Raw genomic sequence first — 25878 nt, 5'->3', positions numbered from 1 at the left:
ATTAACTTTATGGTTTAATTTACTTTTAAAAACAGAAGGACTTGAATGGTACTACTGTTTACAGTGGTAAAGTTACCAAGCAACCCAAGGCTAATTGTGACAAAATTTCAATTAAGAGTTATAAGATTTTGCCCTGTGTTGTTATGATTAAATCATCTATGATAGTTAATTTAATTACTGTGGTAGTTTGTAATTAGTATGGCTTATGTTCTAAAAGCCAATCCTGTAGTTCTTTAATGTCCATCATCTGGCTATCAATGATGTTTTGTGCCATTGTTTTAATTTCCGGGCTGTTACCGTATTTCAAAACAGATTGGGCGTTTTCCATAGCTGCCTGGTGATGAGGAATCATGAGCTGAGCAAAATCCTGATCTGTTGCACCAGTTAGTACTCGCAAATCACTTTCCCGGTCCATTTTATCCATTGATTCCATAACTTCCATATGAAACTCCATGTTCATGGGTTGATCGGGCTGATAGGAGTTTAGGAAGGAATTAAATTGTTGGATCTCCTGTTCCTGTTCCGTTTTAATCTTTTGGGCCATGGCCTTCATTTCCGCATCTACTCCGTGTTCCAGCTCTTCATTTGCCATATTAATAGCTCCCTGGTGGTGCATGACCATCATTTTAGCAAAATCCACATCGGGTTCACTATTCATCTGCATCTTATCCATTTCTGCCATCATGGAATGCATAATCGTCATCATCTCATTTTGGTCGTGTGGTGTGGTAACTAAACCAGTTGCATCTTCATCATCACTATCACACGATGCTACTATAAAAGTGGTTAATAAAATTCCCAAAAATTGGGCAAGGTAAATTCTATGTTTCATTGTAATAATATGTAAGGTTTAAAAATTTTAAAGTCTATAAACAGGCCAAATAATCAAGGCTCATATGGATAAGGAAGCCTATGGCTAGTACCCTAAGTTTTGGTATGATGAGTAATAAACTATATAAGGCAATGGCCCAATAGGTATGCAAAAAATGGAAACCAATACTGCACCGTTCTGGGTCATACATGGGTACAGCGAATAAATGGTCTATGTCCAGAATTATTCCAGCTGCCATTATAGCCCCAGCCTTCAACCAATTAGCTCGGTAAAAGAAGTATGCCACACCTGCTGGAACCAAAATATGGAGCAACAAGTGTATCATAGATACTTCAACTTACTGTTAGCAAGGTTGTGCCAGTGCATCTACCCTTCCATTTAGTAAATTAGGCTGGCTAAAGACCGGCATGCTTCTTCACAGCGGCGACAAGCTTCGGCACAGGCGCGACAATGATCCATGTGAGCCGCATGCTTTTCACATTCTTCGCCACAAGTGGAACAAATGGTAGCACAAGCTTCTAGAAATACTTTGGCATTATCGGAATCGCGAGCTAGAGCATCGGCAGTGGTCCGGCAGATAGCGGAACAATCGCGATCCAGCTGAATACACCGCACCATCATCTTAACATCTTCTTCCTGTAAGCAAGCCGTAGCACAATGCTCACACTCGGCAGCGCAAGCCACTAAGGCTTCAATAATTGGTTTATACTGGGATTTATGCATAATTTATAAATATTAGGTAAAACATAATTTATTAAAGTCTCTGAATTTTAGTCAGTGGCTTATTCTATTGTTTTACCTAATATTTATATAACTCGTTTTATATAATCCCTGATAAGAGTTGTATAGTTTGGTTAAGTAGTTATTAAAATTACCATATTTTGGAAGAATCTCCCAGATGCAGGAAGTTGTATAATTATTGAAAATGTTTTTATAATTCTGTTAAAAAGTAAAACGATCCTAATTTATAACTAAGAAAAATTCTTAAAAAAAAAGCGTTTGTACTAGATTAAACCCTCTTTTATTATTTTCGACTCATTTGTTTATCTCTTCTTCAAACTAGGACACTTATAACGCTTGATTTACCGAGGCGTATAATTTCTAGTATTTCAATATATTAATTCTAATATTAAAAGACCAACCATAAACTATGAAGAGAATGCGAATAACTATTAAATGGAGTACTTGGATCTGCGGTTTAGTAATGATTTTTACTGCTTGTAACCAGAATGCGAGTAAGACGGAAACAACTGATACTGAACAAACCGAAGATCATTCAGGTCATGATATGGAAACTAGCAGCACCAATAATAAAATGATGGACCTTATGCATCAAAATATGATGGCTATGCAGGAGATGAAAATGATGGGTGATGTGGACCATGATTTTGCTCAGATGATGGCCACTCACCACGAAGGGGCACTCGCTATGGCTCAGGAAGAAGCCGATAATGGTAAGGATACCATGCTGGTAAATATGGCTAAGAAAACGCTAACTGCTCAAAAAGAAGAACAAAATAAGCTGAAAAATTTTACTGATAGTCATGAGCCAGTTACCAAGGATACTGCATCTTCTATGAAGCTGATGCAACCGATGAAGGCCATGATAGCTGGTATGGACCATAACATGAAAGGCACCACTGACCATCATTTTGCAAGTCTAATGAGCATGCATCACCAAAGCGGCATTAACATGGCTAAAGCCTATCTACCGCATGCCAAAATACCGGAGCTAAAAACCATGGCGCAGAAAATAATAGACGACCAGCAAAAAGAAAAACAGCAGCTAGATTCTTGGCTGCAAGAACAGCCGAAGTAATTATTTACTTTATTGTATAGCTTTTTACCATTATAAAGCGATTCCTTTAGGGAATTGCTTTATAATGATGTTGCCTGTTATTTGTTCCTGATATAAAATACCTTCGTTAATCCAATAACAATTTATAAGCCTTTTTTAGACCGTTAAACATAATTGTTTTAATTCTACTGCCAACAATAAGGAAAAATGAAATACAATTACTATGAAAGAAAGAGCGAAGAAATGTCAAAGGAGCAATCCATTTGGATTGAGACAAATATTGGAAGAATATCAGAAAGTGAAAATGTCCTTTTTGTATTTCAAGCTGAAACAGAAGTATTATTAATTACAGACAAAAGCATCTTCTTCCCGCGTAGAAATACAAGAAACAAAATTAGTTACAATGAGATAAAAAGTTTAAAAATAGCAGGAGATGTATCTGTAAAGGTACTTACTGACGAAGAAACTTTTATAATAGATTTAGTAGAACCGATAGATAAAGTAAAGATCTTTAGCGCTTTACAATTACTTATAGATAATTCTAAAAAAAACATAGAAACTACTTTTGAAGATACTCACAAGATTCTTAATGAATTTATCGTTTTAAAATACCCTTTAAACCAATCACAGCATAAATTACCTCAAGTATATCTTAAACAATTTGGATATTTAAAAGGTAATCAGTGGATGGTTTCTATTTTGGAAAAAGAGTTAACTTATTCAAAACAGAAAAGTATAGGTAGCTTTACTACTGAAACAAATGTATTTGATATAGATAGTGAAGATGATAGGTTTCCAAGAATGTTTGAAACAATGAATGCGGATTTGGAAAACCTATATCATGAGATGCTAGATGATATTTCAAAAAATAAATTTATACCTGATAAGTGCTGGGAAATAATAGTCCAGATTACTCCTAATTTGATGGTGCGTTCAGATTATTGGAGAAATTTTGTTTGTGAAATTTTAGATACTCCCAATAAAGACACTTTTTTATTAAGTACTTTAAGTGTTCATGCGCAATCCGTTCATGAACTACAAGAATTAAAGAACAGATATTTTTATAAAGTTTTAAGTGAAGGAGAGATTAACCAGAGTAAAGTAAATAGAATATTATTACACTTTTTAAATTACATTTTTCATCATCTTTTAACATTTGATTTAATTATAATTGAAGCGCCAGAAGATAAAGGATTTTTTACTTCTGATAATCCAGTTAACTTCAAAGTAAATCAGGAAGAGGGTCAATTAGGTTTGTATAATAAGAATACAGAAATATTCCTTCCATTATCAAAAAAGTACTTAGCATATTTTCACCACAAAAATTCCAGTGAACAAAATGCTCCGTTAAGAAAGTTGAAAAACAGGGGTGTATACAAAGTTGAAGAGGTATTGACAGAAGATGAGTATACAAGCTTAATTCAAGAGGAAATAATTAAGAATTCAGATAAATTAATTATTTTTCCAGGAGAAGTAAAATACCGGAAAGAAAAATAACTTTCTTAAATTTTAGGTATCCGCCTTCTTTAATCTATCTAACGGCAACCTATCCCGAATAGCTTGCTTTTTATACTCCGAAGGCGTATATCCAGTTATGGTTTTGAATTGCTTAGAAAGATGACTTAAACTACTGTAATGCAAGCGAGACGCAATTTCTCCTAAAGACAGCTCTTCATAATCTAACTGCGCTTTTATATATTCTATTTTTTGCAGAATGATAAACCGTTCAATGGTCATGTTTTCAACCGAAGAAAAAACATGACTAAGAGTACTATAATCTTTTCCGATAGCCTGGCTTAAGTAAGTAGAATAAGTGGTAGTTATTTTCTCGCTTTTATGATGGATTAAGTCAATGATACAAGTTTTAATTTGTTCTACTAACTTTAGTTTTTTATCAACTAACAGCTCAAAGCCATAGTCCTCTAATACTATTAATACCTTCTCTTTTTCAGTTGCTTGCAATGGCCTTGTTAATTCTACTAAGCCTAATTGTACATCCAGAACAGGTATTTCCAAGCGGGCAAACTGCTCTCGTATTATCCGGATACAGCGTGGGCAAACCATATTCTTAATATGTAGCGTAACCTTGTTATCGGGGGCCAATGGTTCCATTAATTTTAGAAAGTTAGATTCTGAATTAATGATAGTGTTGTTCCAGGTATTTACCTTGAGGACCTACCCCTTCAATATGCACGAGCTGCGCACCGTAATGGCCAGCCATGCTGACAACATATCCAGCACCAATAAGGATGACTGCTGCTACGGCTATGCTCCAGCGCTTGCCCGGAAAAACCAGTACGCTTAATAATTGAGCTAGTAAACCCAAACCAGCCAAATAAATAGTATAATCCGCGTATTTATCATGCTGCTCCAAGACTAGCTTGGCATGAGCTGATAAGCCGGAAGTATGCGGGTGAGACCAATGGGAGGAAGCATAAGCGGTGATAAAGCCTACCAGTACCATGATGGTTACTGCCCAATTCAATTCTTTTTTCTGAAATAGAATATTGACGAATTGCATGGCTGCCGCAATCATCAGTAGCATTATGGGGAAATGAACAATTAAAGGATGAATGTGCGGAAAGTCCGAGAATGAAGCATGTACTTTTTCCGGATTAGCGACATGTTCTGCATGCTCTGCCGGAGTATTGTCTTTTAAAGCTATGGTATCATTCGTTTCTTTAGGTTCTTGCTTGGTATTTTCGGTCGAAGTAACCTTGGCTTTTTTCTGGTGTTTTTCTCCCCCATGCGCCATAACCTTTAAAGGACTTAAAGCCAGGATTAGTAATAAAAAGCTTAGGAGACAAACGATAATAATTGGTTTCATTTTGTTAGTTGAGCTTGGTGTTGGGGAGAATTATATTATTGCCGGATAGTCAATCCATTCGGTTTTTTACCTACCGGAATAGTGGCCGTAACTGTATGGTCTGCTACCCGGATAACGGAAACGGTGTTTGCTCCTTGATTGGTGACGTAAGCGGTCGCGCCATCCTGGGAAAAAGCAATGGCGTGGGCATCAGCTCCCGTAGGAATGCGGCCTTGCAAGATCCACTGGTTATTATTTTCTGTAAAGAATACGATTTGACCATTGGTAGCATCACTCACCCATAACTCCTGCTTGGCAGGATGATACGCCACATAACCCGGCTTAAAGCCCAGGGTAATGGTTTCTGTAACAGTGCTGGAGACTACGTCTATCTCCGTCACGGTTCCGTCCGTTTCATTGTCCACGTATACATAGCCATTAGCAGCCGGCCAAGCTCCTACCGGATCTTTGCCAACCGGCACGGTAGTTAGCACCATTTTAGTGCTAGGATCAATGATGGAAACAGTAGCATCCATGGTATTCGCGGCAAACACTTTGGTGCCATCGGTGGAGAAAGTTACTTCCGATAATCCTTTCCCGACGTTAATGGTGTTTTTCAGGCTCCAATTGCCGGTATTGTAAACTAGTACCTGGCTTTGTAGCTCATCTTCTTGCGCAATCCATAATTCTGAGCCGTTCGTATTAAAAACTCCGTTATGGGGCATTTTGGGCAGCATTATTTCCTGCTCTATCTTTCCCGTATAACTATTCAGGACCATAACTTTAAATCCTTCCATGTCCCCCATCCCACCCGGGTCATGGCCACCACTTAAATCAGTACTGGTAATCGCTACGGCTAGCTTTGTTTTATCCGGGCTTAGGTTGATATGGTGCGGGAAAGTGGCTCCATTCAAGGAAATTTGCTCCTTGTGGGAGATATCATTTAAATTAAGTACCTCTATCGTATTTGATTCTCCATTCACCACATAGGCCGCCGGATAATTGATATCTAATACTTCTCCATTATCCATATCATCCATGTCGTCCATGTCTGCTTCGGTATGAAAATTACAGGAAGTAAAGGCCAGTAATAGAAAGGCTATCGAGAGAGTTTTAGATTTTGTAAGGAACATGATTTTTAAAGGTTATAGAGTACTATTGACTTAATTGCTGAAATATTACAAACCCAATGAGGCTGGCTAACAAAGCGTACCAGGCTAATCGCAGGTAGGGCTTTTTCCTTTTGGGCGGTTCGGTTTGGCAACAGGATTTCATCTGATTATTAATGGTCATGACCGGTCATTTGATCCGAGCCGTTCTTTAAAACGGACTCGCTGTAGAGTAAATATGTCCCCGTTACTACCACCGTATCGTTAGCGTGAAGCCCTTTTGCAATAGCTACCTGATTCGCACTTTCGGCTCCCAGGGTAACCATTTTGGAATTAAAGGTATTTTCGCCCGTTTTCACCCAAACGTGTGCCCCCCGGGCATCCCGGATAACGGCATCGAGCGGTAAGGTTAGTGCTTGATTTACCCGAGCTGGTAAATTAATGGTAGCTTGGGTACCTGGGATCAGGAGGCCTTTCGGGTTAGGTAGTTTGGCCCGGGCAACTACGACTTGGCTGTTCTGACGGAATTCCGGATTGATAAAAGTTACTTTGGTTTTGATAGGATCCGGTATGCCGGGTACGGTAACTTCAATGGGAGTGCCTACTTGTAGCTGTGCAGCCTCCTGCGCGTATAGCTCAGCTTCTACCCAAATGGTATTAAATCGACTTAAGCGGTAGAGCAAGCTTCCTTCGGCTACATACACACCTTCGGCCGTAGCTATCTCGGTTATGATTCCGGAAGTTGGAGCTAGAAAGGTAATGCGGGCGTCTAACTGACGGGTTTGCGCAATCCGGTTTACCTGGGCATTCGATAAGCCCATTAACAAGAGTTTTCTTTTGGCCGCAGCCAGGATAGAGGCAAATTGTTTTTCCTCCGGGAAGGCTTTCACCTGGTCCAGGGCTAATAAATATTCTTGTTCCAGGGTAAGTAATGATTCGCTGTAAAGGTCGTAGAGTGGTTGTCCTTTTTGGATGGATCTTCCCGTCTCCTTTACATATAATCTTTCAATCCGGCCGGCGGCGCGGCTGCTGATTAAATCCGCCTGGGTCTGGTCCACGGCTAAGCGCCCGGTCAAGATAGTATTACTACCTACCTGCTCCATTTGAATCGGTCGGGTAGATATATTGCCCAGCTTCATCTGGGTTTCGCTAAGCATGATGCTACCAGCATTCTTTTCAGTTGAAGCTTGATTTTTCACTGGTACCAGGTTCATGCCGCAAATAGGGCAAGAACCGGGGGCACTTTCCACAATTTGCGGGTGCATCGGGCAGGTAAAAGTAGTACCTGCTTCGGTTTTTCCAACCTCATGGTGCTCGTGCTTATCTTTGTTGGTGCATGCGCCTATGGTAAAAGCCATTAGCCACAGGAATAATATTTTAAGGATCTTTTTCATTTGTTATTTTCCGCTACCCGAATAAAACTTTCGCTATCTACCAGAAACTGGGCATTGGCCGCTATCACATTTTTGGCACTCAGCCCGGATAATACTTCCACCATACCATTGGCCCGTTCGCCAACTTGAACACTTTGAGGTTTAAAAACTCCGTTGACTTTTAGAAAAGCCACGGATTGTGTGCCAAGATCCAGCACGGATTCTTTTGGTACCCATAAGGCAGTACCGGTATTGTAGCTAGCTTTACCCGTGATTAGCTGACCAATTAAAGTAGATTTGTCCTGAGTTGGAAGGGAGGCCCGAACGCGAGCAAAGTTCTCTTGGGCTTCGTAAACCGGTTCCACTAAACTTACTTTAGCGGACACTGTTTGACCGGGTAATTGGTTAAAGGAAATGGTAATGGGAGTTCCCTTGGTTAGTTGCTTAGCCTGGCTGCTGGCCACGTTAAATTGGGCCCATACCTGAGAAGCATCAATCACTTTTAATAAGGCCTGTCCGGTAGTCACGTACATGCCTTCCCGAACGGCAAAACCGTTGCTTGGCGTTGTTGGGCCAGAATTGCCGCTAACTCCCATTGACCCGCTCGTACTTGGAGTACCACTTCCCATGCTATTCATGCCATCTCCGCCGGATGCCGAGGAAGTAGCGGGAGCTGTAGGAGCAGGCGCTGCCGTAATAGCAGGGTCAAGCACATATCCGGTATAAGGACTATACACCGAAAAAGTATAGTTCTCTTGTCCACTCTGAATCAACTGATTTATTTGCCCCGAAGTGGCTCCTAATAATTGCAGTTTTTGTTTCGCTCCATTAATTAGAGAAGTATTCGAAGGGTCGTTTTTAAGCAGATATACCAATTCTTTCTGCGCGGTCACCAGTTCCGGACTGTAGATGTCGTACAGTTTTTGTCCTTTGCGCACCAGTTGGTAATTAAACTGTACATATAACTTTTCAATGCGGCCTCCGAAACGGGCCGGAATAATGGACTGTTGCCGGGTATCATAAGTCACCACCCCGCTCAGGAGAATCTCATTTTGCACCTGCTTTTGGATTGGCTGCGTGGTTTTTACATTGGAGACTACCGTTTGATTAGCGGGTTGCAATAAATAATTTAAGTCCGAGGATATGGCTGTCGCCGGAGTGCTTGCAGTTTGTTTAGCCACTAAGGTCATACCGCATACCGGACAATCACCCGGTTTATCTCGCACAATTTGCGGGTGCATCGGGCACGTGTATTCTATTCCGGCTGCCGTCTCCGCTTCATGATTATGATTCTCTTTACAGGCCGTGAAAGTAAAAGGCACCAGCAAAATCAATAACCCAATTATCTTATTTTTCCAGTTCTTTCTCATAATTTACACCCGTCAGATATAGTTGCTCCAGGTTATTAAGGTATTCCATCTGAGCCATGTTTAATGCTTCCCAAGCATCAATTACCAGCGGCAGTTGGCTGGTATTCTGTTCATAGCTAAGCATGGTAGTTTCGTAATTGCGGCGAAGGGCGGGTATGATTTTAGTTTCATAATTTTGCACTTGGGTCCGTTTGGTTTGTAACTCCAGTGCCATACTCTTCAGCATGCTTTGCGCTTCATTTAAGATGTTCTCCCGGCCTTTCTGCATACCCGCAATTTCCAGATTCATAGCCTTTATATTGGATTTGTACATGCGGGATGACCACGGAGCAATAGGAATAGAAACCATTCCCATAGCCGTAAAAACTTGCGGCATCATCCGGTCCCGAGGCATCATGTTCTCGAATCGGAGACTAAAATCCGGCCTGCTTTGCATGCTTTCCACGCGTAGGTTAAGCCGCATCGATTCTATGGTGCGGTCAATTTGGCGCACGTCACTCCGAAAAGTACTCAAAGTAGCCGTATCGGTTAGGGCAGTCAGGTGGGGTAGCTGTACTAAGGTATCTACCGCAAAGAGATTGTCCTGCGGCAGATTCATTAACATGTTAAGTTGGATGTTTTTCATGCTTATCTCACTCTGGTTCATGAGCAGCATGTTTTCTACTTCTCCTAATCGTCCCTCAGCTTTGTATATACTGCCTAGCGAGCTTTGATTGTAGGGATAGCGCACCCGGGATAGCTTTAGCATAAACTGCATGATGCGTTGGCTTTCCATTAGCACGGCTTTTTTCCTTTCCAGCACTACCCACTGGTAATAAGCTGTTTTAGCTTGGGACCGTAATTGGTTATAGGTGTTATCTCTGCCGGCCTCTTCTATGGCCGCTTTGGAAAGTTGATACTTCTCCTTAGCTCGCAATTTGGCTGGGTTTGTAATATCTTGTTCCACTGCGGTCATGATCATTCCTTTATCCCGGTCTTCCATAATCATCTGACCTAGGTAGGGGTACATAAATACACCCGCGCCTATCATTGGGGCCATTTGGCTTTTAGCACCTTCTGCCATGGCATTCTGTGCTTGCGCCCGATAAGCAAATTCCTTCAGCATGGGATTATTGCGGGAAATATATTGCAAGACGGTATCCAAGGGTAAAACCCGAGTTTGGGCTTGGGTTGCCAAGCCTAACAGCAACAGGAAACCTGTTATATATACTTTAATGCTTAACATCGTAAATTTCAATTTTGCCGTGTTTCTTCAATTCATACTCTTTTGTCATTTCAAACACTACTGGAGTCACGAGCAGGATGTGAATGGAAGAGGTAAAGACCCCGCCAATCAGGGGAAGAACAATGGGCAGCATCACATCCGTACCTACACCGGTCGCCCACATCACCGGAATCAAACCAAACAGCGAAACGGAAACGGTCATAATTTTAGGACGTAGGCGTTTGGCGGCACCCATGAACACATAATCCCGAATGTCCTGTTTGGTGATAGTTTGGCTAGAATTGCCTTTGTCCGCTACTAGTTGGTCCATCGCTTCGTTCAGGTAAACGACCATAACCATGGCTGTTTCTACTGCCAAACCAAACAAGGCAATAAAGCCCACCGCTACCGCTACTGATAAGTTAATGCCGTAGAAGTACACGATAAAAACCCCGCCAATCATCGCGAATGGGATAGTTACCAGGTTTAACAAAGCTTCTTTGAAAGATCCGAAGGAGAAGTATAAAATCAGAAAAATGATAATGAGCACCAGGGGAATAATGAATTTTAAGGTTTGGTTAGCCCTGATTTGATTCTCCCATTGCCCACTCCATTCCAGTCGGTAGCCATTCGGTAAATTAGTTAATTCACTGTTTAGCTTTTGAATCGCTTCCTGCACCGTACTACCTAAATCCCGGTCCCGTACATTAAACAATACCGCCCCCCGCAGTTGGGCATTTTCGGAGGCAATCATGGGCGGACCATCCACAAAACGCACATCAGCAACCGCCGAGAGAGGCACGGTACCCCCAGCTCCTAGTTTTATGGGGATGCGCCGGATGCGGTCAAGGCTATTGCGATACTCCTGAGCCAAGCGCAGGTTTATGGAGAAGCGCTGCCGCCCTTCAATGGTATTACCTATTGACATTCCGCCCAAGGCAGACTCCACAATGGCATTCACATCATTTACTGCTAAGCCGTAGCGACCTAGTTCCTCGCGCCGCGTTTGGATTTCGAGGTATTTCCCACCCGTTACGGGCTCAATGTATAAATCTTTCACTCCCGGAATAGCTTGCAAAGCATTGCGTACTCTTTGGGAAACCTGGGCAATAGAATCCAGGCTTTGGCCATAAACTTTTACTCCTACATCCGTTCGGATTCCGGTAGCCAGCATGTTAATGCGGTTAATAATGGGCTGGGTCCAGCCGTTTATTACTCCTGGAATCTGAAGTTTTTGGTCCAGTTCGGCTATAATTTTAGCTTTCGTCATACCATCCCGCCATTCCGACTCCGGTTTTAGCTGAATGATGGTTTCGATCATGCTGATGGGCGAATTATCAGTGGCCGTGTTGGCCCGTCCAGCTTTGCCCAATACCTGAGCTACTTCCGGTACAGATTTAATAATCTTATCTTGTACCTGCAGGATCCTTTTAGCTTCAGCGTTAGAAATATCCGGCAAGGTTACCGGCATAAAGAGAATAGAACTTTCATCGAGCGGTGGCATAAACTCCGAGCCTAACCGGAAAAGCATGGGAATAGCCACTAGAAGAGCCAGAATGTTTATGCCGATGGTGGTCTTCCGCCATTTTAAACACCAGCGTAAAATAGGCCCATAAACCCGCTCCAAGCCCCGGTTAATGGGATTACTACTCTCGGGCTTGAATTTGCCCTTCAGAAAAAGAGATAGCAGCACCGGGGTAACCGATATGGCCACGAAAGCATCTACAATCAGAATAAATGTTTTGGTCCAGGCTAAAGGACTGAATAACCTACCTTCCTGTCCGGTTAGTAAAAATACCGGCAGGAACGAAGTGATAATAATAATGGTACTCCAAAACACGCTGGGACCAACCTGCTTCGAAGCTTTTTCTATAATAACTAATCGGGTTTCCTTATCCATGATTTTCTTTTATTTGAGCTTCGGCCAAGTGCCTATAAGCATTTTCCACCATCACAATGGCATCATCCACAATCACCCCAATGGATAAGGCAATACCCGTTAACGACATAATATTAGAGGAAATACCGAAGGCATTGAGCAGGATAAAACCGATAGCTATCGAGAGGGGTAATTGAATAATAATTATGAGCGCACTGCGCCAATGAAAAAGGAAAAGGAATACAATAACCGAGGCTACTACCATTTCCTCAATAAGGGTGGTTTTCACCGAATTCACCGAATCGTTGATCAATCCGCTGCGGTCATAAACGATGTTGAACTTTACTCCTTTCGGTAAGCCAGCAGAAGCTTCCTTCATTTTAGCTTTCACATTGGCAATCACCTGGGCGGCATTCTCACCGTAACGCATCACGACAATGCCCCCAACCGCTTCGCCCTCGCCGTTTAGATCAAAGATGCCTAAACGACTTTCGCCGGTCATTTGCACGGTGGCAATATCGCTTACCCGGATTGGTATAGTATTTTGGGTGGTTATAGGAATATTTTCAATTTCTTCAGTAGATTTCAGGTACCCAGTCGTTTTAATGATGTAACCAATGTCGCTCATCTCAAATTTGCGGCCGCCACTCTCATTATTGTTGGCTCGTACAGCTGCCATTACTTCCGGCACTGATAAGTTAAAATAGGTTAATTTGTTGGGATCCAGGGTAACCTGGTACTGCTTCTGGAAGCCGCCGAAAGAGGCAATTTCACTTACCCCGGCTACATTCTGGAGCGCGAATTTCACGTACCAATCCTGAATAGCTCGCTGTTCCCCTAAGTCCATACCGGGAGCATCCAGCGTGTACCATAAAATATGCCCTACTCCAGTGCCATCAGGTCCTAAAGTGGGGACGGCTCCTTCGGGCAGTAATCGGTTCGCATAATTTAGCCGTTCCAGTACTCGTTCCCGGGCCCAATATATATCGGTTTTGTCCTCAAAAATAATGTAGATGAAGCTCATGCCGAACATGGATACGCCTCGTACATAGTTCACCTGGGGCAAACCTTGCAGGTTTGTTACCAACGGGTAGGTTATCTGGTCTTCGATAATTTGCGGACTGCGGCCCATCCACTCCGTGAAAACGATTACCTGGTTTTCCGATAAATCCGGAATAGCATCTACTTTGTTCGTGCTGACCGAGTAAATACCCCAACCGAACAGTCCCGCCGCTATTAAGAGCACAATCATGCGATTGCGTAGTGAAAAAGAAATTAGTTTACCTATCATAACTCGTAGGAATTGCCCTCCCGGATCCAATCACCGGGAGGAAGAAATTGTTAATTTAGTGCTGTTCGCCTTCTTGGTGCTCGTGTTCTGCGGAGGCCACTTTTTCCAGGTTCATACCACATTTCGGGCATTTACCAGGTTCATTGCTGGTAACTTCTGGGTGCATGGAACAGGTGTAGGTGACCCCTGCAACTTCTTGTTTTGTTTCGGTCTGCTCAGTGGTACTTTGCTTGGTTTCACCACTATTACACGCAGTGAACAAGGTCAATCCCAATAGGGAAAGGTTTAATACAAGGGTTTTCATAAAGAGTATTTTTTAAATAAGTGATTTCTTTCTGGACAAGGAACATTCCTTCAGCCATAAGGCTTTTAGATGCTCCTGTTTTGCCAAGAGTATGTTTAAAGACCAGGTTAGCAAAACCTGAAAAAATAAAAAAGGGTGATTGTAAAATCCAGTTTGATTCTAGAAGGACAAGTAACTAGCTGAACAGAAAGTAGAACTAGCCAAACATTTTAATTAAATGCTAGCTATTATAGCCAAAGATGGCAAGCCTTTCTGATAAGTAATCTTGAATGGATTTCACAGTATAGAAGTCAATACCAGCGCAGAAAAATAGCTGATGCTCCTAAAAAAGAAGGGGTACTAAATAATAAATGTTTGATGTAGAATGCCGATAAACCTACCAGAGACTGGAGGAGGCAAGGTAAAATGAGGAGTTCTTTCCAGGATAGCCGGCCGAATACTTTCCGAAAAGTCTGGGAAGGATCCCGGTTCTTTCGCAAACTTGGCTATTTGCTGGGTAGTAGAATTAAAAGTTGTCGAAGAGGCCACACCTTGCTGTATGATGCAAGGCATATCACCACAAGGTTTACGCGTAGTTTTGGCATCTTTGGCACAGCAACAGTCTGAATCGGACACGAAACTAATAGCTATACTTTTCTCCCCAGCACAATGCGCTACACGCACCCGGAATCCTGTAGAAGCCAGTAAGATGGCAACTACCAAACACAGGTGTACGAATTTTTGCATTGCTTTCATTTGGGGAATTTACAATATAACTGTAAAACGGGATTTGCTTGTTAGGGTTTGAGTCTAATATATTTCTTCTTTTACAAAAGTAAAGACTATGTAATAAAGACTGTTATATAATTATAGAAAAAAGTTATATAACTCGGTTAAATCATAAAACCAAAATATTTACAAAGCAGGAAAATATGAGATTAAATTTGTTCTGCTTAACACGAAGTAACTTATAAAAATAATTAGCTCATTTGATAGTTGATAAAAGGATTCAAAGTTTAATCAATTAAGCATTTGTATTTTGCAATTCCATTGCATCTATTTTATTATTACCTTTGCACTTCATGAAATGGGTTGCCATTATATTCAGTTTTTACTTATTGGTGCTATCCTGCATACCTTGCGCGGATGCAGCACCACAGGATAATACTGCCCAGAAGACTATTTCGGCTGATAACACCTGTGCAGGATCTCCCTCTTCCGATGTGGATCTATGTTCTCCTTTGTGTCTTTGTACGTGCTGTACCGGAGTCACTTTGGTTCATCCTGTTTTTAAATTAGAGTCTATTCCCGTTCTGGTAAACATTCCGGTGCCCGTTTACCAGACGGTTTCTATTCCCAATCCTACTTTTTCTATCTGGCAACCGCCCCAACTTTAAATCATTTTTAGTCTTTGTCTGCCTGGTAAAGCTCCTTTAAGGAAGCTTTAGGCCATTCCTTGGATATTCTATTCCGCTTAGCCGCGGATTAAAGGGAGAGGTTTACCCGCGCAGCATCATTCTATTTTTGATTTAAAAAGTTTCGATTATGCTGGATCGCATCATTCATTTTTCTATTCATAACAAATTAATCATTGGCCTGTTTACCCTGGCCTTGATCGTCTGGGGTAGCTACTCGGTAACGCAGCTGACGGTAGATGCCGTACCGGACATTACCAATAACCAGGTGCAAGTCATTACGGTAAGTCCTTCCCTAGCCGCGCAGGAAGTAGAAAGGCTTATTTCTTTTCCCGTGGAAGTCACCATGTCCACGATTCCGGATATGGAAGAAATCCGTTCTTTTTCCCGTTTTGGTTTATCCGTCGTAACCATTGTTTTTAAAGACCAAGTCGATATTTACTGGGCCCGGCAGCAGGTTTCCGAACGCTTGAAGGAGGCCGAAAACCAAATTCCAGCGGGGGTTGGCTCACCCGAATTAGCGCCCGTTTCTACCGGTTTAGGGGAGATCTATCAGTATGTGCTCCACACCAAAGAAGGTTACGCGGATAAGTTTTCGGATATGGATCTCCGCACTATTCAGGATTGGATTGTGCGCCGGCAGCTGTTAGGCACTCCGGGCGTAGCAGAGGTAAGCAGCTTTGGGGGGCACGTGAAGCAATACGAAATAGCCATTGATCCGGAAAGGCTTCGCAGTACCAATATCAGCATCAGCGATATTTTCACTGCCCTGGAGAAGAACAACCAGAATACGGGTGGGGCTTACATTGATCGCAAGCCAAATGCCTATTTCATTCGCAGTGAAGGCTTGGCCGGTAGTATAGAAGATATTCAGAAGATAGTAGTTCAATCTAACGAAAACGGAGTACCGGTGCTTATCCGGGATGTGGCTACGGTACAATTTGGTAGTGCCGTTCGTTATGGGGCCATGACGCGGAATACCGAAGGAGAAGTCGTAGGAGGCTTGGTCCTGATGCTGAAAGGAGCAAATGCCTCCCAGGTGATTAAAGCTGTGAAACAGAAGGTAGCTACCATTGAAAAAACCTTACCGGAGGGCGTGGTCATTGAGCCGTTTCTGGACCGGTCCAAACTAGTTAATAATGCCATTAGCACGGTAACCCGTAACCTGGCTGAAGGTGCCCTGATTGTAATATTTGTCCTAGTATTACTCCTCGGTAACTGGCGAGCTGGTTTGATTGTAGCTTCCGTTATTCCCCTGGCTATGCTGTTTGCCATTTCCTTGATGAATTTGTTTGGCGTATCGGGTAATCTCATGAGCCTGGGCGCGATTGACTTTGGTTTAATTGTCGATGGCGCGGTAATTATCGTGGAAGCTACCCTGCATCATTTAGGAATCCGAAAAGTTTTGCGGCCTTTAACGCAGGAGGAGATGGACCAGGAAGTATACGAATCAGCTTCTAAAATCCGAAGTTCGGCCGCCTTCGGGGAAATCATCATTTTAATCGTTTACCTCCCTATTTTAGCCCTAGTAGGTATTGAAGGTAAAATGTTCCGCCCCATGGCGCAAACGGTAGCTTTTGCCATTCTGGGTGCTTTTCTTCTTTCCCTGACTTATGTACCGATGGTTTCGGCTTTCTTTTTAAGCAAGAAGATTGACTACCGTAAAACTATTGCGGACCGGATCATGGGTTTCTTTCACTGGTTATACGAGCCCTTGATAGCATTTGCTTTACGGCGCAAAGCCGTGGTTCTAATTACCTCGTTTTTACTCTTTATAGGCAGTCTCCTTATTTTTCTGCGGATGGGTGGGGAGTTTATTCCTTCTTTAGATGAGGGAGATTATGCCGTAGAAACGCGGGTGATGAGCGGCAGCTCTATTTCCCAAACCATTGAAGCTGCTACGCAAGCTGCCGAAATAATCCTGAAAAATTTTCCGGACGAAGTAAAAGAAGTTGTAGCCAAAGTTGGCTCAGCCGAGATTCCAACAGATCCTATGCCGGTAGAAGCGTGTGATTTGATGATTATACTAAAGGATAAAGATGACTGGAAGAAAGCGGATGATTCCCAAGAATTAGCCGGAAGAATGGCAGAGGCCTTGGAAGCCATCCCTGGGGTTACTTTCGGGTTCCAGCAACCTATTCAGATGCGGTTTAATGAGTTGATGAGCGGGGCGCGGCAGGATGTAGTAATGAAGATTTACGGAGAAAATTTAGACGTGCTAAGTGAGCAAGCAGGTAAAATGGGGAAGATTGTTTCGACGGTCGAAGGAGCCGAAGATCTGTACGTGGAGCAAATTACTGGCTTACCTCAAATTGTTATTACGTTCGACCGGGATAAAATTTCTCAATTTGGGCTCAACATCGAAGACGTAAACCGGACCATCCAAACGGGATTTGCCGGGCAATCCGCGGGGGTTATTTACGAAGGAGAAAAACGCTTTGACGTAGTTGTGCGGTTAGCTTCCGCTAATCGCCAAAGCCTGGAAGATGTGCGCGGTCTATATGTTACCACTCCGCACGGGGACCAGGTACCCCTAGAGCAAGTGGCCCAAATCAACTTTCAAACCGGACCTAGTCAGATTCAGCGGGATGATGCCAAGCGCCGGATTACCATTGGCTTTAACGTTCGCGGCCGGGATGTAGAAAGCATTGTGGCGGAGTTGCAAGAGAAAGTGAGTAGTCAATTGAAGCTACCAACCGGTTACTATGTTACCTACGGCGGGCAATTTGAAAATCTACAAAAAGCCAAAGAACGCCTTTCGGTAGCCGTACCCATAGCTTTGTTTTTGATCTTTTTGTTATTGTTTTTCACTTTCCGCTCCGTGGCGCAAAGTCTGCTCATCTTTACGGCTATTCCCCTATCGGCTATTGGGGGGGTACTGGCTTTATGGCTGCGCGGCATGCCTTTTAGTATTTCGGCCGGCGTGGGTTTTATCGCCTTATTTGGCGTAGCGGTATTAAATGGCATCGTGCTAATTAGCTATTTCAATCAACTTAAGTCCGAAGGTATAACTAATATAACCGAACGGGTTTTAAAAGGCTTGGAGGTGCGCTTGCGGCCGGTGATAATGACAGCCCTGGTAGCTTCCTTAGGTTTCTTACCCATGGCCTTATCCAATACCGCAGGAGCCGAAGTACAAAAGCCTTTGGCTACGGTGGTTATTGGGGGGCTAGTGTCGGCTACCTTACTAACCTTAGTGGTTTTGCCTATTCTGTATATCTTATTAGAACGATTTCGGGAAAGCAGAATATCCAGCAGTCAACTTACTACTTCCCGTTTGGGCACGGCATCTATCATTCTTTTAGTGATAGGAGCCGGAATCTTCTTGCCTGACCTAGTTAAAGCTCAAGTAACGGAACCAGGTTTAACCTTACCACAAGCGATCAATCAGGCATTAACCCAAAACAAGAGTATCCAGGCGGCTAATTATCAAATTTCCGCTATCAAAAGTTTGCGCGGGGCGGCCGTAGATATTGGTAAAACTAACATCGAAGCGGTATACGGTCAGATTAATTCGGTCAATAAGGATAATAATTTTACGATTACCCAATCCTTTGCTTTTCCTTCGGTTTATGCTAACCAGGCCCGCTTAGCCAAAACTAACATCCGGGGCAGTGAGTTAAGTTTATCCGTTCGGCAGCGGGAGCTAGTCCGGGAAGTTAAAAGTGCTTACTATGGCCTAGTATACCAACAAGCGAAATTACGGCTCTTACATTACCAAGATAGCTTATACACCAACTTCTTACGGGCTAGTACGATTCGTTTACGTACCGGAGAGACCAATTTACTGGAGCAAGCTACAGCCCAAGCGGAGCAGGTAGAAGTAAAAAATACCATCGAGCAGACCCAAGCCGAGCAGGAATTATATCGCACCCAGTTACAGAATTTACTGCACAGTCAGGTACCCGTAATTATGGCTACTACGGCGTTTATGCGATTACCCGTAATGGTGCCGGATACCAGCATACTGCTGGGACAACCCCAAGTAGCGGTTTTTCAGCAGCAACAAGAAGTAGCTCGCCTTCAAACCAAGTTGGAACGAGCCCGTTTACTGCCGGAGTTTAATCTGGGCTACTTTAATCAATCGCTTATCGGACCGCAAAATGTAAATGGAGTGGAACAAAAATTTACCAGTGGCGACCGGTTTACAGGGATCCAGGTAGGTATCTCCCTTCCTTTATGGTACCGGGCTGGTTCGGCCCGCATCCAAGCGGCCCAGTACCAGGAAAAACTAGCGGAAGCTACTTATCAGTTTCAGCAGGCCCAGCTTACCACGCAGCTAAAATTAGCGACCCAGCGCCTCCGCAAACAGGAAACGAACCTGGACTATTACGAGAAAACGGGTTTGCCGCTGGCGAATTTACTGATCCAACACGCGGAAAAAGGTTTTCAAAATGGCGTCATCGACTATCAGGAATATGTGCAAAGCATCCGTCGCGCGTTGGCGATCAAAGCCAATCATTTAGAAGCCTTGCAAAAGTATAATGAAGTGGTCGTGGAGCTGGAGTTTATCTCGGGCCAGTAATTTTAATTAGTCATACCTCAAGAAAATGAAATTCAAGATTTATATAGTTGTTATTAGCCTTTTTCTAATAAGCTCCTGCACGTCCGAAAAGGCGGGAGCAGAAAAAGAAGAACCTGTGGCAGTCGAGTCGGCCCAGGAAGAAGAACCGCACGAAGAAAGCGAAACCGCGGTGGAACTTACCCCGGAGCAGTTTGTCATTGGCAAAGTGGAGCTAGGAAAGATAGCGCCCAAAAACTTAAGCAATGTGATCGCGGTAAATGGCCTTTTGGATGTGCCACCCCAAAACTTAGTATCGGTGAGTGTTCCTCTAGGCGGTTTTGTCCAAAGTACAGACTTGCTGCAAGGCATGCGCATTAAAAAAGGACAGTTAGTGGCCGTCATTGAAAATCCGGAATTTGTCACGATTCAGCAGGACTACTTGGAGAGTACCAGCCAGTTGGAGTATTTAACGCTGGAGTACGAACGGCAAAAAGAATTAGCCGCGGAAAAAGTAGGTCCGGCCAAAAACTTCCAACAGGTAACTGCTCAGTATAAGGCCATGCAAAGCCGGGTAAATGGTTTAAAGCAACAATTAGCCCACCTGGGCATTTCGGCCAGTAAACTACAACCAGGCAATATTACGCGCACTTTACCCATTCATTCCCCCATTAATGGTTACGTAACCGAGGTAAATACAAATCGGGGCAGCTACGTGACGCCCACGGATGTTCTCTTTAAAATTGTTGATACCGAGCACTTACACGTGGAGCTAACGGTGTTTGAAAAAGATATTACGAAGTTGAAAGTGGGCCAGAAAATTCGCTTTACCCTACCGAATGAATCCGGCAGGGAACGAATGGCCACACTGCACCTGATCGGCCGGGAAATAAGTCCGGAGCGCACGGTTCGCGTGCACGCGCACTTAGATAAAGAAGAAACCCAGTTGATACCCGGTATGTACGTGAAGGCTTTTGTGGAGCTCAACAACAATACCGTACCGGCCTTGCCCCAGGAGGCCGTAGTTCAATCCGAAGGAAAGGATTACATCTTTGTTTTCAAAGGGGAACGGCAGGAAAAAGGCACCAAGATGCGTGATTTCCAGATGGTAGAAATCCGGAAAGGTGTAACCGAAAGCGGGTATACCGAAATTGTGGAACCAGCCGCCATCAAGGATTTGATCGCGGTCAAAGGAGCCTATTCTTTGCTGGCTAAAATAAAAAATACCGAAGAAGAAGGCGAAGGACACGGCCACTAATCTCTTAATGTTATGTTACCAGAATTAGATAAAATGTTACAGCAAAAAGGGATTCGGCCGACGGCGATGCGCCTATTGGTGCTGGATTACCTGCTTCAGCAAACTGCGGCCGTTTCTTTAAATAATTTAGAATCGTATTTTCTGCGCTCCGACCGGATTACGCTGTACCGGACCTTAAAAACCTTTGAAGAAAAAGGCTTGGTGCATCACATTGAGGACGGTAGCGGCTCGGTGAAGTATGCCTTGTGTCCGGACGATTGTACTACGCAGGAACATCACGACTTACACGTGCATTTCTTTTGTAACCAGTGTCGCGAAACGTTCTGTTTACCCAAGTCCCACATTCCAGAAATTGCGCTGCCTAGCCAGTTTAAAACGGAAGAAGTTAATCTGGTAGTGAAAGGTACTTGTGGTAGTTGTAGCAGTAAATAATGCAATGCAGTTGCAGGGCAGCTGATACTACCTTTGTGCTGATAAAATTAATACAATACGATGTGGTTCCATTGGAAAATGCCCCGTACGCTACGGCCTTATTACGAGCAGGAATTAAAAGATTACCAAGCGTATGCGCAAAAGCGGCAGCTGGAAAAGGCTTGGCACCATTTGGAGCGGGCTCATATTTTAGGACAGCCTTACCCGGTAGAACATACCGCCGTACACGGCAAGATGCTGGCCTTTGGTATTAAAACCCGAAATGCGAAAGAGATCATAGGGCAATTGCCCCGGCTCTTGGTAGGCGGCATAAAATCCTGGGCGGGTACGATCCCGGTTGGAAATACGGGGGGAGCGAATGTAGTGGCCTGGAAACCGATGCCTATCCCCCGTGACTTGCAGGTAATCATCCTGCAAGCTAATTCTAAAATTAAATTAAGATGATGAAAACAAACCAAGATACTAATCCGAGTGCTCCCTTAAAGCCCATGGAGATTACTTCTCCCCGGACCGCGGAGCAACCAGGTCCAACGAAAACGGACGAGAAAGGCTGCTGCGAAGTAGCACCAGGAGCGGCTACCGCGGAGGAGAAGGAGGACGAAGAAACTTCTTACCTACCCACCATCATAAGCCTGGTTCTGTTACTTGCCGGTATTGCTTTAGACTATTTTAAAGTGGACTGGTTTATAGGCTATACCCGGTTAGCCGTCTACACCTTTGCCTATATACTGGTGGGGGGTAAAGTGTTACTGCATGCGGCTAAAAATATAGTTAAAGGCAGCATTTTTAATGAATTCCTGTTGATGGGTATTGCCACCTTGGGAGCTTTCTACATTGGTGAATACGCGGAAGGGGTAGCGGTGATGCTGTTTTACGTTATTGGTGAGCACTTCCAGGAAGCAGCCGTGGCACGATCCCGCAAATCGATCAAAGCCTTAATTGATAACCGGCCGGAAATTGTGGATCTGGTACAACAAGGCCAAATTAAATCTATTAACCCGCAGCAGGTTAAAGTGGGGGATATTATTCAGGTTAAACCAGGAGAGAAGGTAGCTTTAGACGGAAATCTGCTTACCGAACGGTCCTCTTTTAATACCGCTGCCTTGACCGGGGAATCTAAACCAGATACCAAAAGCAAGGGGGAGAAAGTACTGGCGGGTATGATTAACCTGGACCAGGTAATTCAGTTGCAAATCACTTCGACTTACGAGAATAGTGCTCTTTCTAAAATATTGCAATTAGTAGAACAGGCTAGTAGCCGGAAAGCCAAAACGCAGCAATTTATTACCCGTTTTGCTAAAGTGTACACACCGGTAGTAGTATTCCTGGCCATTGCATTGACGCTGTTGCCTTACTTTTTTGTGACGGATTACGTGTTTAATGATTGGCTTTACCGGGCCTTAATATTCTTAGTGATTTCCTGTCCGTGCGCCCTGGTAGTTTCTATTCCTTTGGGGTATTTTGGTGGCATTGGAGCTGCTTCTAAAAACGGAATTCTTTTTAAAGGATCCAATTACCTGGACTTAATGACCAAGGTCGATACGGTGGTTATGGATAAAACGGGCACCTTAACCGAAGGGGTTTTTCAGGTCCAGGAAGTGCAGGTCAATGGTCTGGACCAAGCAGAGTTTTTGTCCTTGGCAGCTGCTTTGGAAAGTAAATCTACGCATCCTATTGCCTTGGCTGTGGTCGCGCATGCGGGTGAAAGTTACCGGCAGAAGCAAGTAACCAACGTCGAGGAAATATCCGGACACGGTTTAAAAGGCACCGTAGAGGATAAAACGCTCTTGGTTGGCAATGGCAAACTGCTAAAGAAATTCCAGGTAGCTTATCCGGCTGAAATTGATTCTATAGTAGAAAGCATTGTCCTGGTGGCCATCAATAATCAATACGTGGGTTACATTACTATTGCCGATAAAATTAAAGAAGATGCCCCGGCAGCAGTAGCGAGATTACACCAGCTGGGCATTAAAACGATTGTGATGCTTTCGGGAGATAAAGATAGCATTGTACAAAAAGTGGCGGCTTCCTTACAGATAGATCAGGCTTTTGGCGGTTTGCTGCCGGAAGATAAAGTAAGCCACGTGGAAGCGTTAAAGAAGCAAGGAAAAACCGTAGCGTTTGTGGGTGATGGTATTAACGATGCTCCGGTTATTGCTCTAGCGGATGTAGGTTTGGCAATGGGTGGCCTGGGTTCCGATGCGGCCATTGAAACGGCCGATGTAGTGATTCAAAACGATCAACCCTTTAAAATTGCGACGGCCATCAATCTGGGTAAGAAAACAAATCAGATTGTTTGGCAAAATATCGGTTTAGCCTTTGGCGTAAAAGCACTGGTACTGGTCTTTGGCGCTTTTGGCGTGGCCTCCATGTGGGAAGCTGTTTTTGCCGACGTGGGCGTAGCTTTCTTAGCTATCCTAAATGCTATCCGAATTCAACGGATGAAATTTTAAAAATAAAAGGCTACCAAGTAATGGTATCCTTTTCATTTTTAAAATTCCTAATCCTCTTTGTTACGAGAAATTACTTTTTATGACAAATCCCCACAACACCTCTCTTTTTCATCAATTATATCAGCTAGCGTTACTCACTAGTCTTTGGTTGGTGCTCTTACCTGCTCCAGCCTTAGCTCAGGTAGTCAGTGATTCACTTAAAACCAATACCTTACTAGCTGACACCGCGCTGGTAAAAAAGCCAGCAGATTCCCGTGATTCCTACCTCCGTAAAGGTAATTTACGACGAGGTATAATTATGCCAACTATTTTGATTGGAGCAGGTCTGCTCGTCATTGACAACAACCTCTATGACCGGCAAGACGCACGTTATGACCTGCGCATAAAATCATTTCCCAGATTCAACACCAATATAGATGATTATCTGTTTTTTGCTCCAGCAGTAGGATTAGTAGCCTTTGATATTTTCTCATCCCAGAATAGACACGATTTCAGGCGGCAAATCGGACTGTTGGCTGCTTCTGGCGCGCTATCCTCCGCAATTATGTGGCCTATGAAAAAAGTTACTGATGTAGACCGTCCTAACGGCAAACGGTATGCATTTCCGTCTGGTCACACTACTTATGCCTTCGTAGTAGCTACTATGGTAAGCAGAGAGTTCCGAGGTAAAAGCAAATGGATTGGAATAGGAAGTTATACCATCGCTTCAGCTACCGGGGTTATGCGAATTCTGAACGATGCTCACTGGTTATCGGATGTATTGGCCGGGGCCGGAGTAGGCATTCTGTCTACTAATTTAGTATATCTGGCGCATGACCGGTGGTTTAAGAACAAAGGCCTGAATTCTCAATTAATGCCTACTATATTGCCTAACGGAGCCTTAGGGTTAGGGATGGTCTTCCATCTAAATTGATATTAATTCTATCCACCGGGTGCAGGATAGCTAATGGCTTCAATAGTCAGAGAGAGCAAAGCATTATAAAAATCTATACGCCTTTAGTTTCGCGGCATATACATAATTATACAAACTCCTATTAACGCAATTAAGGCGCCTAAGATATCGTAGTTATCCGGCTTGAAATCATCCACCTGCCAAGCCCATACCAGTGCCATTATGATAAAAATTCCACCATAAGCGGCGTATACTCGGCCAAAACTAGCCGTTTGCCAGGTAGCTACTATGCCGTATAACGCCAGTATAATACCTCCTAATAGGCCATACCACCCGGGTTTATCTTCTTTCAGCCATAACCAGACTAAGTAACCGCCGCCTATTTCACAAAGGCCAGCCAAGAAAAATACGGTTAATGATTTTAGTATATCCACTTACAATTCTAACTCTTTAGCAATAAAATTTTTTACCCTCTCCGGACCCGTGATGGTTAGCCAAAGGATATTATCGTTCGAAATCGCCATATTAAAATGAAAGAAGTCGCAGCACAACCTTTCGATTTTAACAAAGTCGGTTACTAAATCAATCATTGGATCACTACCAGCAAAGCGGTAGCTGTACCCATTTGCTAATTCTTGCTTTTCGAGCAAAAGCTGGTTTAGGTTAGAGATTGCCTTTTTTTTCCGTTGTTGTAATTCCGGGTTGGTTAACTTACAAGATAAAGAAAGAGTTTGATTCAGGTTCATCAGTTTAGTTTATGAATAAGTATTTCTAATTTCTCCGGATTTGTTGGTTTTACTTGTACTGGTTTTAATGCAGCTAGATACTGTCCAACAGCCTAATTTTACATAACGGCACTTACGGTATTTATAAGATTTGCTCGGATATTTATCTAAAAATAGGAGGGAAGGCCAATGCAAATCCGAGTATAAAAGCAAAAAAGCCTGCCAGTACTGACAGGCTCCCACTTGCAGGTAGAGAC

At 43.3% G+C, this 25878-nt stretch carries 23 protein-coding genes; 9 read left to right on the top strand and 14 right to left on the bottom strand.

The features are described 5' to 3' along the window. Positions 1–193: 193 nt before the first annotated feature. Genes HUW51_RS00570 through HUW51_RS00565 form a run of 3 tightly spaced genes read right to left on the bottom strand, consistent with a single transcriptional unit; the run spans position 194 to position 1555 of the window. Positions 194–832 (bottom strand): DUF305 domain-containing protein, encoded by a 639-nt coding sequence (locus HUW51_RS00570; RefSeq protein ID WP_185269839.1) that lies wholly within the window; start codon positions 830–832, stop codon positions 194–196. 34 nt (positions 833–866) lie between these two features. Then, complete coding sequence (locus tag HUW51_RS24475) at positions 867–1157, bottom strand: DUF6122 family protein (RefSeq protein WP_228466555.1); 291 nt, start codon at positions 1155–1157, stop codon at positions 867–869. A 53-nt stretch (positions 1158–1210) separates the two neighbouring features. After that, positions 1211–1555 carry a four-helix bundle copper-binding protein gene (locus HUW51_RS00565; protein ID WP_185269838.1) on the bottom strand — a complete coding sequence of 115 codons (345 nt, stop codon included), beginning with the start codon at positions 1553–1555 and terminating at the stop codon, positions 1211–1213. Between the two features lie 427 nt (positions 1556–1982). On the opposite strand from HUW51_RS00565, the gene HUW51_RS00560 reads away from it, so the two are divergent. Beyond that, on the top strand, positions 1983–2651 hold the full coding sequence (locus HUW51_RS00560; RefSeq protein WP_185269837.1) for a DUF305 domain-containing protein: 669 nt from the start codon (positions 1983–1985) through the stop codon (positions 2649–2651). Between the two features lie 186 nt (positions 2652–2837). Next, positions 2838–4127 (top strand): DUF4238 domain-containing protein, encoded by a 1290-nt coding sequence (locus HUW51_RS00555; protein WP_185269836.1) that lies wholly within the window; start codon positions 2838–2840, stop codon positions 4125–4127. A 12-nt stretch (positions 4128–4139) separates the two neighbouring features. Here HUW51_RS00555 and HUW51_RS00550 read toward each other — a convergent pair whose 3' ends face one another. From HUW51_RS00550 to HUW51_RS00510, 9 genes are all read right to left on the bottom strand, one after another. After that, a complete protein-coding gene (locus HUW51_RS00550; RefSeq protein ID WP_185269835.1) occupies positions 4140–4742 on the bottom strand; it encodes a helix-turn-helix domain-containing protein in 603 nt (200 codons plus the stop codon). Positions 4743–4767: 25 nt separating this feature from the next. Next, on the bottom strand, positions 4768–5457 hold the full coding sequence (locus HUW51_RS00545; protein ID WP_185269834.1) for a hypothetical protein: 690 nt from the start codon (positions 5455–5457) through the stop codon (positions 4768–4770). Between the two features lie 35 nt (positions 5458–5492). Continuing rightward, positions 5493–6569: a YncE family protein gene (locus HUW51_RS00540; RefSeq protein ID WP_185269833.1), complete on the bottom strand. Its 1077-nt coding sequence runs from the start codon at positions 6567–6569 to the stop codon at positions 5493–5495. Positions 6570–6718: 149 nt separating this feature from the next. Beyond that, positions 6719–7939 carry an efflux RND transporter periplasmic adaptor subunit gene (locus HUW51_RS00535; RefSeq protein ID WP_185269832.1) on the bottom strand — a complete coding sequence of 407 codons (1221 nt, stop codon included), beginning with the start codon at positions 7937–7939 and terminating at the stop codon, positions 6719–6721. Next, the gene (locus HUW51_RS00530) at positions 7936–9288 is read right to left on the bottom strand and encodes an efflux RND transporter periplasmic adaptor subunit (RefSeq protein WP_185269831.1); all 1353 of its coding nucleotides are present in this window, start codon (positions 9286–9288) and stop codon (positions 7936–7938) included. Before HUW51_RS00530 ends, HUW51_RS00535 begins: the two co-directional genes overlap by 4 nt. Continuing rightward, entirely contained in the window at positions 9266–10513 is a 1248-nt protein-coding gene (locus HUW51_RS00525; RefSeq protein WP_185269830.1) for a TolC family protein, read from the bottom strand. The genes HUW51_RS00530 and HUW51_RS00525 overlap by 23 nt, the downstream gene beginning before the upstream one ends. Then, the gene (locus tag HUW51_RS24695) at positions 10500–12392 is read right to left on the bottom strand and encodes an efflux RND transporter permease subunit (RefSeq protein WP_185269829.1); all 1893 of its coding nucleotides are present in this window, start codon (positions 12390–12392) and stop codon (positions 10500–10502) included. The genes HUW51_RS00525 and HUW51_RS24695 overlap by 14 nt, the downstream gene beginning before the upstream one ends. Then, on the bottom strand, positions 12385–13662 hold the full coding sequence (locus HUW51_RS24690) for an efflux RND transporter permease subunit (protein ID WP_185269828.1): 1278 nt from the start codon (positions 13660–13662) through the stop codon (positions 12385–12387). Before HUW51_RS24690 ends, HUW51_RS24695 begins: the two co-directional genes overlap by 8 nt. A 55-nt stretch (positions 13663–13717) precedes the next feature. Next, entirely contained in the window at positions 13718–13966 is a 249-nt protein-coding gene (locus HUW51_RS00510) for a heavy metal-binding domain-containing protein (RefSeq protein ID WP_185269827.1), read from the bottom strand. Positions 13967–15027: 1061 nt separating this feature from the next. Here HUW51_RS00510 and HUW51_RS00505 point away from each other — a divergent pair. The 7 genes from HUW51_RS00505 to HUW51_RS00475 all read left to right on the top strand — a co-directional run bounded on the left by HUW51_RS00505 (position 15028) and on the right by HUW51_RS00475 (position 24917). Further along, positions 15028–15342, top strand: a complete 315-nt coding sequence (locus HUW51_RS00505; protein ID WP_185269826.1) for a DUF6660 family protein — start codon at positions 15028–15030, stop codon at positions 15340–15342. A gap of 148 nt (positions 15343–15490) precedes the next feature. Continuing rightward, positions 15491–19885: a CusA/CzcA family heavy metal efflux RND transporter gene (locus tag HUW51_RS00500; RefSeq protein ID WP_185269825.1), complete on the top strand. Its 4395-nt coding sequence runs from the start codon at positions 15491–15493 to the stop codon at positions 19883–19885. 25 nt (positions 19886–19910) lie between these two features. Continuing rightward, the gene (locus HUW51_RS00495) at positions 19911–21119 is read left to right on the top strand and encodes an efflux RND transporter periplasmic adaptor subunit (RefSeq protein WP_185269824.1); all 1209 of its coding nucleotides are present in this window, start codon (positions 19911–19913) and stop codon (positions 21117–21119) included. Positions 21120–21131: 12 nt separating this feature from the next. Continuing rightward, positions 21132–21551 (top strand): Fur family transcriptional regulator, encoded by a 420-nt coding sequence (locus tag HUW51_RS00490; RefSeq protein ID WP_185269823.1) that lies wholly within the window; start codon positions 21132–21134, stop codon positions 21549–21551. Between the two features lie 78 nt (positions 21552–21629). Further along, the gene (locus HUW51_RS00485) at positions 21630–21995 is read left to right on the top strand and encodes a DUF3703 domain-containing protein (protein WP_317175597.1); all 366 of its coding nucleotides are present in this window, start codon (positions 21630–21632) and stop codon (positions 21993–21995) included. Next, on the top strand, positions 21992–24004 hold the full coding sequence (locus tag HUW51_RS00480) for a heavy metal translocating P-type ATPase (RefSeq protein ID WP_228466554.1): 2013 nt from the start codon (positions 21992–21994) through the stop codon (positions 24002–24004). The genes HUW51_RS00485 and HUW51_RS00480 overlap by 4 nt, the downstream gene beginning before the upstream one ends. 79 nt (positions 24005–24083) lie before the next feature. Further along, a complete protein-coding gene (locus tag HUW51_RS00475) occupies positions 24084–24917 on the top strand; it encodes a phosphatase PAP2 family protein (RefSeq protein ID WP_185269821.1) in 834 nt (277 codons plus the stop codon). An 83-nt stretch (positions 24918–25000) separates the two neighbouring features. Here the strand turns inward: HUW51_RS00475 and HUW51_RS00470 are convergent, their stop codons facing one another. Together HUW51_RS00470 and HUW51_RS00465 are read right to left on the bottom strand one after the other, a co-directional pair. Continuing rightward, a complete protein-coding gene (locus HUW51_RS00470; protein ID WP_185269820.1) occupies positions 25001–25330 on the bottom strand; it encodes a YnfA family protein in 330 nt (109 codons plus the stop codon). Next, positions 25331–25642: a hypothetical protein gene (locus HUW51_RS00465; RefSeq protein WP_185269819.1), complete on the bottom strand. Its 312-nt coding sequence runs from the start codon at positions 25640–25642 to the stop codon at positions 25331–25333. It abuts the gene before it with no gap. Between the last annotated feature and the right edge of the window lie 236 nt (positions 25643–25878).

The sequence above is a fragment of the Adhaeribacter swui genome, from assembly GCF_014217805.1.
Lineage (GTDB): Bacteria > Bacteroidota > Bacteroidia > Cytophagales > Hymenobacteraceae > Adhaeribacter > Adhaeribacter swui.
The sequence above is the reverse complement of the archived record's forward strand: the minus strand, read 5'-3'. Positions and strand labels throughout refer to the sequence as shown.